General features: G+C 46.0%; 13 protein-coding genes and 1 tRNA gene. 10 read left to right on the top strand and 4 right to left on the bottom strand.

The window, feature by feature from the left end:
- Positions 1–158: 158 nt before the first annotated feature.
- Genes QEP07_RS10190 through QEP07_RS10180 form a run of 3 tightly spaced genes read left to right on the top strand, consistent with a single transcriptional unit; the run spans position 159 to position 3,381 of the window.
- Positions 159–1,370, top strand: a complete 1,212-nt coding sequence (locus QEP07_RS10190) for an anhydro-N-acetylmuramic acid kinase (protein WP_285009981.1) — start codon at positions 159–161, stop codon at positions 1,368–1,370.
- 41 nt (positions 1,371–1,411) lie between these two features.
- Entirely contained in the window at positions 1,412–1,627 is a 216-nt protein-coding gene (locus QEP07_RS10185) for a hypothetical protein (RefSeq protein ID WP_256003048.1), read from the top strand.
- Between the two features lie 50 nt (positions 1,628–1,677).
- Positions 1,678–3,381, top strand: a complete 1,704-nt coding sequence (locus tag QEP07_RS10180; RefSeq protein WP_285009980.1) for a S41 family peptidase — start codon at positions 1,678–1,680, stop codon at positions 3,379–3,381.
- 13 nt (positions 3,382–3,394) lie between these two features.
- On the opposite strand, the gene QEP07_RS10175 is transcribed toward QEP07_RS10180, so the two are convergent.
- Together QEP07_RS10175 and QEP07_RS10170 are read right to left on the bottom strand one after the other, a co-directional pair.
- On the bottom strand, positions 3,395–3,724 hold the full coding sequence (locus QEP07_RS10175) for a 2Fe-2S iron-sulfur cluster-binding protein (RefSeq protein ID WP_256003053.1): 330 nt from the start codon (positions 3,722–3,724) through the stop codon (positions 3,395–3,397).
- Positions 3,725–3,726: 2 nt separating this feature from the next.
- Positions 3,727–4,737: an NAD(P)/FAD-dependent oxidoreductase gene (locus QEP07_RS10170; RefSeq protein ID WP_285009978.1), complete on the bottom strand. Its 1,011-nt coding sequence runs from the start codon at positions 4,735–4,737 to the stop codon at positions 3,727–3,729.
- Between the two features lie 135 nt (positions 4,738–4,872).
- Between QEP07_RS10170 and QEP07_RS10165 the strand changes: the two genes are divergently transcribed.
- The 3 genes from QEP07_RS10165 to QEP07_RS10155 all read left to right on the top strand — a co-directional run bounded on the left by QEP07_RS10165 (position 4,873) and on the right by QEP07_RS10155 (position 6,902).
- Positions 4,873–5,616: a UDP-2,3-diacylglucosamine diphosphatase gene (locus QEP07_RS10165; RefSeq protein ID WP_285009976.1), complete on the top strand. Its 744-nt coding sequence runs from the start codon at positions 4,873–4,875 to the stop codon at positions 5,614–5,616.
- Between the two features lie 57 nt (positions 5,617–5,673).
- Complete coding sequence (prfA, locus tag QEP07_RS10160; RefSeq protein WP_285009975.1) at positions 5,674–6,747, top strand: peptide chain release factor 1; 1,074 nt, start codon at positions 5,674–5,676, stop codon at positions 6,745–6,747.
- 81 nt (positions 6,748–6,828) lie between these two features.
- Positions 6,829–6,902: transfer RNA gene (locus QEP07_RS10155), tRNA-Asp, on the top strand.
- A 74-nt stretch (positions 6,903–6,976) separates the two neighbouring features.
- On the opposite strand, the gene QEP07_RS10150 is transcribed toward QEP07_RS10155, so the two are convergent.
- Both QEP07_RS10150 and metK read right to left on the bottom strand, forming a co-directional pair.
- Positions 6,977–7,324 carry a hypothetical protein gene (locus QEP07_RS10150; RefSeq protein ID WP_256003063.1) on the bottom strand — a complete coding sequence of 116 codons (348 nt, stop codon included), beginning with the start codon at positions 7,322–7,324 and terminating at the stop codon, positions 6,977–6,979.
- 120 nt (positions 7,325–7,444) lie between these two features.
- Positions 7,445–8,695, bottom strand: coding sequence for a methionine adenosyltransferase (gene metK, locus QEP07_RS10145; RefSeq protein ID WP_285009973.1), 1,251 nt, complete (start codon positions 8,693–8,695; stop codon positions 7,445–7,447).
- Between the two features lie 197 nt (positions 8,696–8,892).
- Between metK and QEP07_RS10140 the strand changes: the two genes are divergently transcribed.
- The 4 genes from QEP07_RS10140 to QEP07_RS10125 all read left to right on the top strand — a co-directional run bounded on the left by QEP07_RS10140 (position 8,893) and on the right by QEP07_RS10125 (position 13,008).
- Positions 8,893–9,789 carry a diacylglycerol/lipid kinase family protein gene (locus QEP07_RS10140; protein WP_350223370.1) on the top strand — a complete coding sequence of 299 codons (897 nt, stop codon included), beginning with the start codon at positions 8,893–8,895 and terminating at the stop codon, positions 9,787–9,789.
- A gap of 1 nt (position 9,790) precedes the next feature.
- Complete coding sequence (locus QEP07_RS10135) at positions 9,791–10,138, top strand: translation initiation factor (RefSeq protein ID WP_285009970.1); 348 nt, start codon at positions 9,791–9,793, stop codon at positions 10,136–10,138.
- Positions 10,139–10,283: 145 nt separating this feature from the next.
- Positions 10,284–11,885: a phosphoenolpyruvate carboxykinase (ATP) gene (gene pckA, locus QEP07_RS10130; RefSeq protein ID WP_285009968.1), complete on the top strand. Its 1,602-nt coding sequence runs from the start codon at positions 10,284–10,286 to the stop codon at positions 11,883–11,885.
- Positions 11,886–12,165: 280 nt separating this feature from the next.
- Positions 12,166–13,008, top strand: coding sequence for a MotA/TolQ/ExbB proton channel family protein (locus QEP07_RS10125; RefSeq protein ID WP_256003073.1), 843 nt, complete (start codon positions 12,166–12,168; stop codon positions 13,006–13,008).
- The last annotated feature ends 23 nt before the right edge of the window (positions 13,009–13,031 follow it).

Genomic DNA, 13,031 nt, shown 5'->3' with positions numbered 1-13,031 from the left:
AAAAGGGTAGCTTTTGTGGACTATTCCCGAACAAAACCCGGATTAATCCCAGATTTCGTGGACACGAGATAGCATCTTCTTACGGTCCGGGTAAGTAGAATATAGTATCTTTGGTTCAATGACAGTAACACGCTGCGCTTAAAAGAAAATACCACTGGATGAACCGCAACTGGACCAAAATTTTTGAGATTGTAAACAAGCCGGGGCGACTCATTATCGGGCTGATGTCGGGTACCTCGCTCGATGGCCTCGATATTGCGCTGTGCCGCATAATCGGATCGGGACTGTCGACCACCCTGCAGCTTGAACGGTTTACAACCATAGCGTATGCAGATGAACTGAAGGCCGAAATAAAGCAGGTTTTTTCGAAAAGGGCGGTCGACCTCCAGATGGTTGCGCTGATGAACGAAAAGATTGCAATTACACATGCCGGGATGATTCTGGATACGCTCAAGTTGTGGGGCATCGAAGCCGGTGAGGTCGATGTAATAGCCAGTCACGGTCAGACGATCTTTCATGCGCCTGCTTCGTTGCACGGGCTCGAGGAGTATCCCGACGCGACCTTGCAGATTGGCGACGGCGATCACATTGCGGTCCGCACGGGTATCATCACGATCAGTGATTTCAGGCAGAAGCATGTGGCGGCCGGTGGCGAGGGCGCACCGCTTGCGGTTTATGGCGATTATCTGCTGTTTTCAGAACCGGGTGAAGTGAGGTTTATGCTCAACATAGGCGGTATTGCCAACTTTACTTTTTTGCCAGGTGACGCAGGGAAGCCTATGTTTTCTACCGATGTAGGACCGGGCAACACGCTGATGGACCAGTTTATGCAGCAGCATTATGGTGTGGCGTTCGATCGCGACGCAGCGGTAGCTAGTCGGGGCAAGGTAAGTGAAAGTCTGCTCGGGGAACTGATGCTCACGCCGTTTTTAGCGGCCGGTTTCCCGAAAACGACGGGGCCGGAGCTGTTTAATCTGGATCTGCTCAGAGAGGCTATGGAAGGTTCAGCTACATTACAGCTAAGCAATGAGGATGTGATGGCGACTTTATCGGCCTTTACTGCGCGGGCAATCGCGGCCGCTGTGGAACGCTGTCTCTTGGAAAGTGATCTGGCAGGCGGTGAGCCCAGGCCGGCCATTTATTTGAGTGGGGGTGGTATGCACAATCCGCTTTTGGTGAGACGATTGCACGCCTTGCTGCCGGGTTGTGATTTCTTCACGACAAAGGATCTTGGTTTTGATCCGGATGCTAAGGAGGCTGCGCTGTTTGCCTTGCTGGCCAATGAGACACTGGTGGGCCAGGGGCAGGACTTTTCGGCCGCGATCGGCATACCTGCCGTATCGATGGGCAAAATAAGTTTCCCTTATTAGGATGTCGGTGCGGGTTACGATAAATTTTCTATTTTTGTGCTATGGCAGATTTTACACTTACCTCCGAGTCCTGGCAAAAGGTGAAAATAAAGTTTTTACGTAAATACCGCGAGCTGGCAAACGCTGACCTGGTTTTTGTTCCCGGACAGGAGGATCAGCTGGTCGAGCAGCTGATGGATCTTGTAAAAAGAGACCGTACGTATATTGAGTTTACGATCAGGAAAGCCTTGTCCGATCCGGACGGAAACAGATTGTAATTGCATCTTCTGCAATAAATTACTATTTTGTATTGCAATTAGGAGGTGTGATGAAGAAACAATACAAGATAGCTGCGGTTATTTCGCTGGTCGCTTTTTCAGTCGGCAGCTGGTCGTTTAAAGAGGACCTTTTCCAGGTCTCTAAAAATCTCGATGTTTTTGCTGCGCTGTACAAGGAGATCAATATCAATTATGTCGACGAAACTAATCCCTCAGATTTGATGAAAGCCGGCATAGATGCTATGCTGGAAGACCTGGACCCGTACACGGAGTATGTGCCCGAATCGGAGATTGAAGATTATAAGCTGAAATATGTGAGCACGCAGTACGGGGGCATTGGTGCCAGTACGCTTTTTATTGAGGGCAAGCTGTTTATCAATGAGGTAATGGAAGGTTATCCGGCCCATAAGCAGGGCTTGCTGCCTGGCGACCAGCTGCTGAAGATCAGCAATAGTGAGGTGAAGGGAAAGGACAGGGCTCAGGTCAGTCAGCTTTTACGTGGACCCAAAGGTGCTCCGGTCGAGCTGCTGATCATCAGAAATGGCGCTGTGTTAAACAAAACGGTGGTGCGTGATGAGATCAAACAGCCTAATGTAGCCTATGCGGGCATGACAGCCGATCACGTGGCTTATATACGGCTCGACAAGTTTCTGGAGAATTCGGCAAAGGAGGTACGGGAGGCGGCTGTGGAGCTTAGTCGCCAGCAGCCTAAGGGCATGGTGCTCGACCTGAGGTATAACGGGGGAGGTATATTGCAGGAGGCGGTCAAGATCGTCAACCTGTTTGTCGGTAAAGGCGTGCTGGTTGTGACCCAGAAAGGGCGTAATCCGCAAAAGACGTTTGCATACAATACCTTGTCTGACCCGCTTTTTGCACAGATGCCGCTGGTTGTGTTGATCGGCCCAAATTCTGCTTCTGCATCGGAGATCGTTGCCGGGGCGCTGCAGGATCTGGACCGCGCCATTATTGTAGGCCAGCGGAGCTATGGGAAGGGCCTGGTTCAGCAGACGTTTAACCTGCCTTACAACAGCCTGGTGAAGGTAACTGTGGCCAAATATTTTACGCCTTCGGGCAGGTGCATTCAGGCGGTCGACTATGCCCATAGGGATGCGGACGGATCGACGCACCGTTTTGCTGATTCGCTGTTGTCCAAATTTAACACCCGGGCTGGAAGAACGGTATATGATGGCAACGGTATCTATCCCGACGTGGTGGTGAACGCTTCTAAACTGAGTCCCATTACCACATCGATATTAAGTAAGAGCCTGTTTTTTGACTACGCGAATGCGTACAAGCTGAAGCATAAAGCGATTGCGCCCGCAGCCGAGTTTCAGCTCACCGACGCGGACTATACGGAGTTTGTGACTTCGCTTGAGGATAAGGATTATTCGTATACGTCGAAAACGGAGCGATTGTTAGGCGATCTGCGTGATGAGGCGGAAAAGGAGGATAAGCTGGCCGCCGTTAAATCGTCGCTTGATGATCTGAAAGCGAAGATGCTGGTGGCCAGGAAAACGGAGCTCATGACGCATAAGGCGGAGATCATACGGATTCTGGAAACGCAGATTGCCAGCCGCTATTACTACGAAAAGGGTAAGGTTGTTCAGGCTTTCCAGTACGATAAAGAGTTGGCCCAGGCCAACCTGCTTCTAAAAGATTCAGCAAAGATGCTCGCTATCCTTAAGGGCGACGGCGCTTATAAGAATATAGGCAGTCCCGCTAAAGCCATCGCTTCAGCGGAGCTGACGGAATAAGTTTTGAATTGCGCTATTCGGCGTGATGAAGTTTAACTACCAGTCCGTCCATAGCCGGATTGAGCTGCAATTGACAGGCTAATCTGGAGTTGGGTAAAAGATCGGGCAGGGTATCCAGCATGGCGTACTCATCGTCCGACATGTCGTTGAGTTTTTCTTCGCCTTCCAGTACGTCTACACAGCATGTTGCGCAAAGTGCCATGCCGCCGCAGGTAGCAAGGATATCGTATTCGCAGGCTTTTAAGAATTCCATCAGGCTAAGTCCCATATCTACAGGAGCTTCGAGGGCAGTGCGGCTGCCATCCGGGTTTTGAACGTGGACGGTGATGTTGTTGTCTTGCATGCTTAAAATTCTGATACGCCGTTTACTGTAGTATACTTCATGGTGTATTTAACACCCGGATTCATGTACTGGTATGCACTGTGGCTCATCAGCGCAGCTTCGTGGAAACCGCAAAGGATAAGTTTCAGCTTGTTTGTGTAGGTGTTGATGTCGCCAATGGCATAGATGCCCGGTATGTTTGTAGAGTAGTCGTCTACGTTGACCTCTATAGCGCTCTTGCTGATGTTAAGGTTCCACTGTTCGATTGGGCCAAGTTTCGGACTAAGGCCGAAAAGAGGAATGAGGTGATCTGCTTCTACAGTAGTCGTTTCGAGCGTTTTGTTGTGAATGATCTCTACGCTTTCCAGCCGCCCGCTGCCATTCACCGCATTTAGGTTACTGTTAAGGATAAGATTGATTTTTCCGCTTTCGGCAAGTGCCATGACTTTGTTTACAGAATCTGGCGCGCCCCTGAAGCTTTCGCTCCGGTGTACCAGGGTAAGCTCTTCTACCACATCGGCCAGGAAGATCGTCCAGTCGAGCGCCGAGTCACCGCCTCCTGCAATCACCATTTTTTGTCCGCGGTACTGCTCCGGATCCAGGATCATATAGTTAACGCCCCGTCCGTTTTCAAAGTGCTCCAGATTAGCTACAGCAGGTTTGCGCGGCTCGAAGCAGCCTAGTCCCCCGGCAATGACCACCACTTTCGCTTCGATGACGGTGCCCATGTTGGTTGTCAGCACGAAATCCTGTTCGCCCCGCTTTTCCAGTCCCTCTATCCGCTCGCCCAGCGTGAAGCCCGGATGGAAAGGTTTGGCCTGTTCCATCAGGTTGTCGATAAGCTCCTGAGCAAGTACTGTTGGATAGCCAGGGATGTCGTAGATGGGTTTTTTTGGATAAATTTCTGAAAGCTGGCCGCCTACCTGAGGAAGGTAGTCGATTAAATGACAACGCATTTTTAAAAGCCCTGCTTCAAATATCGCAAATAAACCTACAGGCCCGGCACCAATTATGGCTATATCAGTAGAAATCATGGTATCTTTAAATTTGTGGCGAATTTACAAACTTTTGCTATTAATAACGATTCTATTTTAGATTATCTACAAATTCCCTAGAATTTATTTTGGAACGCCGGGCTTGCAATATTAATTTATATTTGTGCATTACGCATGGACAAAAACATCTATTTCGCTTCCGATTTTCACCTGGGCTCCCCGGATTTAGCGACAAGCCGTGAACGGGAGGACAAAATTGTACGCTGGCTGGATGAGATTACGCCTTCCTGTTCGGAACTGTTCCTGATGGGCGATGTATTCGATTTCTGGTTTGAGTACCGGAAAGTTGTGCCGAAGGGTTTTGTTCGCCTGCAAGGTAAGCTGGCGTTCATGGCCGATGCTGGGATAAGGATTTACTTTTTTAAAGGGAATCATGATATGTGGGTGCGGGATTATTTTACCAGGGAAATGGGTGTGGAGATTGTGAGCGATGAGCTGGTGATTGAGCGTGGCGGCAAACGGTTCTTTTTACATCATGGTGACGGTTTGGGCCCCGGCGACGGCAAGTATAAATTCCTGAGAAAGATCTTTCGGAATCCGCTCTGCCAGTGGCTTTTCGGGCTGTTGCCGCCGAGAATCGGCATAGGTATAGCAACCGCATGGGCCAACCATAGTCGCGCCGCGAGCCGGGCTGAAGAAGTTTTTCAGGGGGTCGACAACGAATGGCTGGCCGTGTATTCAAAGGATCGGTTGACTGATTCGCATTACGATTACTTCATTTTTGGTCACCGCCACCTTCCGCTTGATATTGATCTGGGCAATGGTTCGAGGTATATTAATACCGGAGAGTGGTTGAAATCATATTCTTACGCTGTGTTTGATGGAAAGGAAGTGCGTTTGAGGTATTTTAATGGCTAGTTTTAATGAGGTTAATCTAAAAAGCCGTATTTTTGCTGCCCGAAATAATAGGTTGTCATGCTAGATAAATTAGAAGCGATAAAGTTGCGCTGGGAAGATGTGGAGGAACAGTTGAGTAATCCTGATACCATGCAGGATATGAAACGCTTTGCAGCTTTAAATAAGGAATATAAAGATCTGACCAAGGTTGTAGAGGAGTATAAGGTCTACAAGAATATCATTAGTAATATTGAAGCCAACCGGGAAATTCTGACCGCTGAGAAGGATCCTGAGATGCGCGAGATGGCCAAGGAAGAGCTGGAGCTTTTGCTGGCGCAGCAGGAGGAGATGGAAGAGCGTGTGCGGCTGATGCTGATCCCAAAGGATCCTGAAGATGCCAAGAATGCTATGTTTGAGATCAGGGGCGGTACCGGCGGTGATGAGGCGGCTTTGTTTGCTGGCGACTTATACCGTATGTATACCCGGTTCTTTGAGCAAAGGGGCTGGAAGGTTGAGACGATTGATGTTACGGAAGGTACGGCAGGAGGCTATAAGGAGGTAATCCTGAAAGTTAGTGGTGAGGATGTGTACGGACAGCTTAAGTATGAGTCTGGCGTGCACCGCGTGCAGCGTGTTCCGGATACGGAGACGCAAGGACGGGTACACACTTCTGCAGCTTCTGTTGCGGTTTTGCCGGAGGCGGAAGAGATAGATTTGTTTATTAATCCGGCCGACATTGAGCTGCAGACATCACGCTCCGGCGGTGCGGGTGGTCAGAACGTGAACAAGGTTGAGACAAAAGTACAGTTGACACACAAGCCTTCGGGTATTGTGGTGGTGTGCCAGAAAGAACGCTCGCAACTGGGCAACCGGATCATCGCGATGGAAATGTTGCGCAGTAAATTGTACGATATTGAGTTGCAGAAAAAGACCGGCGATATCGCTGCCAAGCGTAAAACGATGGTGTCTACGGGCGACCGTTCTGCTAAGATCAGAACCTATAATTATCCTCAGGGCAGGGTTACGGATCACCGTATCGGACTTACATTGTATAACCTGAGTGGTGTAATGGATGGGGGTATTCAGGAGTTGATTGATGCGCTGCAATTTGCGGAGAATGCCGAGAAGCTAAAAGAGGGTGCTGTAAATTAATGGGTTACAATTATTTTGAAATAATTGTTGCAAAGTTAAATAAACGAGCTATATTTGCATTCCCGAAACGAAAGGGAAAAAGGTCTGGTAGTTCAGCTGGTTAGAATGCCGCCCTGTCACGGCGGAGGTCGCGGGTTCGAGTCCCGTCCAGACCGCAAAAAAGCACTCAATTGAGTGCTTTTTGTGTTTAAATCGATCTTGATTAGTTGTGATCCGGATTTTTAAGGGTTTAGGACAGCAGTTCCTGCATGTCCCGGTCGGCAGTCGGAATCTTTTTCAGAAAGTCGTCAAACCCGGCATTCTCTTGTGAGCTGTACATGCCGTAAGCATCCAGAATGTATCCAACCTGCCCATCTTTATCTTCCAGGATATATAGCACAGAGTTATCTCCAGGATCTGAATCGCCCTCAAAGCGATAGGTTTTTATGATAGTCAGGTCGTCGGGGTTATAGATCTTGTTGAGGCCGACGCCTTGCATCTTACCGTGATCGGTCATCTTAATCTCGTTGTCGAGACCTTTTAGTCTTAGTTTTTCCAGTATCTGGCTAAGTGTGTTCATTTCTACAGGACGTTCCATAATAGATTGGTTTTTCTAATAAAACAACCCATATGGCAATAAGTTTTATGTGTGCTAAAACAGAAAAGGCCTTCCTTTAATGGAAAGCCTTTCTGGTGTGTATGTCGGCGACAGTTATTGCTATAAGGCGAAAGCCGATTTAACCTGATCTACAAAATCCAGTTTTTCCCAGGTGAACAGCTCTACTGTTACAGTTTTTTCTTCTCCGCTAGGGCTTCTGAAAGTTTTGGTAACAGTTTCTGGACGGCGGCCCATATGTCCGTACGCTGCCGTTTCGCTGTATATGGGATTGCGAAGCTTCAAACGCTGCTCTATAAAGTATGGACGCATGTCGAACAGGCCTTCAACGATCCGGGCGATTTCCCCATCGGTTTTATTTACCTTGGATGTGCCATAGGTATTGATATAGATACCCATTGGTTTGGCAACCCCGATAGCGTAGCTAACCTGTACGAGTACTTCTTCCGCTACTCCGGCAGCGACCAGGTTTTTGGCAATATGTCGCGTAGCATATGCTGCGCTTCTGTCTACTTTACTTGGATCTTTTCCTGAAAATGCGCCACCGCCGTGTGCGCCCTTTCCTCCGTAGGTATCGACGATGATCTTACGGCCAGTAAGGCCAGTATCACCATGCGGTCCGCCGATAACGAACTTACCGGTAGGGTTAATGTGATAGGCTATCTTGTCGTTGAAGAGGTGGGCGTACTGAGGGTACTTGGCAATGATTCTGGGTATAAGGATGCCGACCAGGTCGTTTTTTATTTTGGTAAGCATGGCCCCTTCTTCGTCGAAATCATCGTGCTGTGTGGAAATAACGATCGCATCGATGCGAACAGGCTTGTTGTTATCGTCGTATGCTAAAGTCACCTGCGATTTTGCGTCAGGGCGCAGATAGGTAATCTCTTTGTTCTCCCTCCGCAAGGCTGCTAGTTCCTGCAGCAGTTTATGAGACAGATCAAGCGCAAGCGGCATGAAATCTTCAGTCTCATTGGTTGCATAGCCGAACATCATACCCTGGTCGCCAGCTCCTTGTTCTTCTTTGCTGCTCCTGTCGACACCTTGATTGATGTCTTGAGACTGTTCGTGTATAGCGGAAAGAATGCCGCAGGAATTGGCTTCGAACATATATTCACTTTTTGTGTAACCAATTTTCCTGATTACATCGCGTGCAATCTGTTGAACGTCGAGATAAGTTTGTGATTTTACCTCTCCCGCCAAAATTACCTGGCCGGTAGTTACAAGCGTCTCACAGGCAACCTTAGACTCTGCATCGAACGCAAGGAAATTGTCGATAAGCGCGTCAGAAATCTGGTCGGCTATTTTATCGGGGTGACCTTCAGAAACTGATTCAGATGTAAATAAATAAGACATGCTAAATATTAATTTATTTTAAGTTTAACTTACTGCAAAATGGAGGGAGATCCCGGACGGGCTGTAAATGAAGTGTATGATTGATTAGCACTTTTTTTTACGTGGTTGCAATCCTGCCATATAGGCATCGCAAATCAGTCCACTTTGGACCGCTAAATTAAGACATATATTTAAATAGTCAAAAATTATCGATTATTTTGCGGGTCAATATTATAGCTTTGGAAAGGTCAGACGTACTTTTTATAATTAATCCAATTTCTGGTGGGAAAACAAAAAAAAACCTTCCTTCTATGATCGAATCGTGTCTTGACCAGAACAAGTTCAACGCTAGGTATGTGTTCACTGAATACGAAGGCCATGCTTCAGAATTGGCTGGAGGAATTGATGCTTCAGAATTCGACGTAATTGTGGCTGTTGGCGGTGATGGTACGGTCAATGAAGTGGCTAGCGAAGTAATTAAGCGGAACAAAGTTTTAGGTATTATCCCTTTTGGGTCGGGTAACGGATTGTCAAGATACCTGAAGATCCCTATGTCGTCGAGTAGGGCCGTCCAAGTTCTAAATGAACGGAATATTAAAGCAATTGATGCCGGAAAAATAGGGGACAAATATTTTTTTAATATGGCCGGGGCTGGCTTTGATGCTCACATCAGCGCCGTTTTCGCTAAGCAGAAGTTGCGGGGTCTGAGAGGCTACCTGAAACTTGGCTTTAATGAAATGATAAATTACAGGGCCGAAAAATATTGCTTTTCGGTAGACAGTAAAAACTATAGCCGAAGGGCGTTCGCGATCAGTGTCGCAAACTCTTCTCAATATGGTAATAACGCTCATATTGCTCCTGATGCCTCTGTTACGGACGGCATTTTAGACTTATGTGTTATAAAGGAATTTCCGTTATACAAGTTACCCCTTCTCGCTTACCAGATGCTTCTTCGGCAAACAGATAGGTTTGGTCTGGTGGAGATAATCCGAGGAAAAGAGATTAACATCCTTCGGGAAAGTGACGGCTTCGTTCATATTGATGGCGAGCCTTATTTAATGGGAAAGGATGTTCATATCTCTGTCCTTCCTCAAGCATTAAAAATTATCGCCTAGCATGTCAAAGAAAAAAGGACACTCAAAACTTGGTGGAATTATGTACTCTACCAATCCCGATTTTGAATTTAATCATGAGGAAGAGTTGCCGGCTAAAATACCGAACGGTCAGCAAATCCTTAAGGTTATGCTCGACAAAAAAAACCGTAGCGGAAAAGCCGTAACTCTAGTTACCGGTTTCAGAGGTTCAGGGGCGGATTTAGAATTGTTATCGAAGATGCTTAAAGTAAAGTGCGGCGTAGGGGGCGGTGTTAAGTATGGAGAAATTTTCATCCAGGGAGACTTCCGGGAGAAAGTCTTGTCGCTACTTATTAAGGAAGGTTACAACGCAAAAAAAGCGGGCGGATAAATGCTCAGATTTATTTCCGAAAACTGAAAATGAATTGAATGTATTGATGTGTGTATAAGGTACAATAAGTAAATTTTTTCCCTGGAAACGGTGGTTGTTAGCCTGGAATGTATATAACTTTGGCGAACTAACTTATTATCTTATTATGAGCAAAGAGCATATGCCTAAGCTTGATTTAAGCTATCTGCAACTGAAGACGGAGAATGCTTTGTATCAACTATGCGTCCCGAGGTTAATTGAGGAAGCAATTCTAAATGCGGAAGGATTTCTCACGGATTCGGGGGCGCTTGCGATAGATACCGGCGAGTTTACAGGGCGGTCGCCAAAGGACAGATTCATCGTTACAGACGCTGTCACGGAGAATAAAGTGTGGTGGGGAGATATTAACATCCCTTATAGTGCTGACAAGTTTAATCAACTTTTTGCCAAAATGATTGAGTATCTTAATCAGAACAGGTTCTACGTAAGAGATGCTTACGTCGGTTCCGATAGCAACCATCAAATGAGCTTGAGGGTAATAACAGAAACTGCGTATCAAAGCCTTTTCGTTAATAATCTGTTCTTAAGATCTGAATCCGAGGAAGAATTTTCTATTCCGCAGTGGACAATTATTGCTGCCCCGAGCTTTAAAGCTAACCCTCAGATTGATGGCAGCAGACAGGAGAACTTTTCAATCATTAATTTTAGCCGTAAAGTAATTTTGATTGGAGGTACAGGATATACCGGAGAGATCAAAAAGGCAGTCTTCTCGGTTTTAAACTTTACACTTCCGAGCCATAACGTTTTACCCATGCATTGTTCTGCTAACATAGGGCGAGCTGGAGACACGGCGATATTCTTCGGACTCTCAGGCACCGGTAAGACTACCCTGTCAGCCGACCCAGAACGCCGCCTCATCGGCGACGATGAACATGGATGGCATGAGAATGGGGTATTTAATTTTGAAGGCGGCTGTTATGCAAAATGTGCGGACTTAAGTGCTGAGAAGGAACCGGAGATTTTTCATGCAGTCAGGTTTGGCTCGCTCTTAGAGAACGTCAAGTGCTTTTCCAACACAAGAACAGTTAATTTTTCAGACATTTCGAAGACCGAGAATACCAGGGTCGCTTATCCAATTGATTTTATTAATAACGCGGTGATCCCCTCAGTTGGATCGGCGCCTGAGAACATATTTTTTCTGACGGCAGACGCCTTTGGGATACTTCCTCCTATCTCCAAACTTAGTTCATCCCAAGCAATGTTTCATTTTATGTCAGGTTATACGGCGAAGATTGCAGGTACAGAGGCAGGCGTTACCGAGCCGCAGGCAACTTTTTCAGCATGCTTTGGAAAGGCTTTTCTTCCTCTGCATCCGGCTGAATACGCTAACCTATTGGGTAAAAAGCTCAGCGATAGTAGCGTGAATATTTGGCTTGTAAATACCGGATGGAGTGGAGGTGCGTACGGAACAGGTAAAAGAATCAAACTTTCTTATACCAGGGCGATGATTAATGCGGCTTTATCGGGCGCATTGAATAAAGTTCTTTACGAGTTAGACCCATATTTTGGCTTAAAAATTCCTTTGCGTTGTCCCGGAGTACCAGATAGTTTGCTTAATCCGAGAAATTCCTGGCCCAACACCCAGTCTTACGATTTGAAAGCTAAAGAACTCCGAAATGCTTTCATGGAAAACTTTAAGCAATTCGAAGAGCATGCTGCATCTGATATCCTGGATGCGCTACCAAAACTGGTTGAAAATACTGTTTAAAGCTTTTTTTTAATCAAAAATTTGCATTTCATTTTTTTTTTATTTTTAATTGTGAAAGATTGTCTCAGAAACGAGGCAATCTTTTTTAATTATAGAGGATACGAGCACGTATTAAAGAGGCAGCGAAGAGACAGAACAGCTGATGATTATTTAATTTGGAATTTAAATCAAAGTTATAAATTTGTTTTTGCAACATTTATCTGTAATCACCGTTGTGAGTATACCGAAATAATAATCTAAAATTTAAAACAACAAGTACTAAAAACTAAAAACTAAAAAAATGGCAAACGCACCAAAACCAACAACAGCAAAAAAAGAAGGCTCTTCTTCAGCGTCAAATTTATTTGCAACACTAACCATTCCAATTTGTATCATTATCGGAATTTGTGTTTACAAGTTTATTTTTGGAGATAGAGGGAATTTCATAAATGGCGCAGACCCTGACTTGCATGAGACTCTTCCTTTACCAGGTAACTATATGGGTATGGCTTACAAAGGAGGGTTTATTGTACCTATTTTATTGGGAATGTTCCTGATGGTGATTGTATTTTCTATAGAGCGGATGATTGTAATTGGTAAAGCAACCGGAAAGAGTGGTCTGGACTCTTTCGTTAAAAAAATCCAAGCGCTATTGAATTCAAATAATATTGAGGCAGCGATAGCTGAATGTGATAAGCAACAAGGTTCTGTAGCGAACGTAATTAAGTCGGGTCTGAAAAAATACCGGGAAATGGAGGTTGAACCGAATATGGATACTGAGCAAAAATGTCTCGCAATCCAAAAAGATATTGAAGAAGCTACAACTTTAGAGATGCCTATGCTTGAGCAGAACCTTACGGTTATTGCAACGTTGGTTTCTGTTGGTACGTTAACAGGTCTTTTGGGTACGGTTACAGGTATGATCAAGGCCTTCGGCGGCTTGGCAAACTCTGGGGCTCCGGATCAGGCTGCGTTGGCAACTGGTATTTCTGAAGCGTTGATAAACACTGCAACTGGTATCGGAACGTCCACTTTTGCAATTATTATGTACAACATCCTGACATCAAAAATTGACAAATTAACATACGCAATTGATGAGGCGGGCTTCAGCATTATCCAAACTTACGCTAGTACGCATAAATAAGATATTTTTTTACCGGCTTTATG

It is taken from the genome of Pedobacter faecalis (assembly GCF_030182585.1).
Taxonomy (GTDB): Bacteria; Bacteroidota; Bacteroidia; order Sphingobacteriales; family Sphingobacteriaceae; genus Pedobacter; species Pedobacter faecalis.
This window is presented reverse-complemented; position numbering and strand designations above follow the sequence as displayed.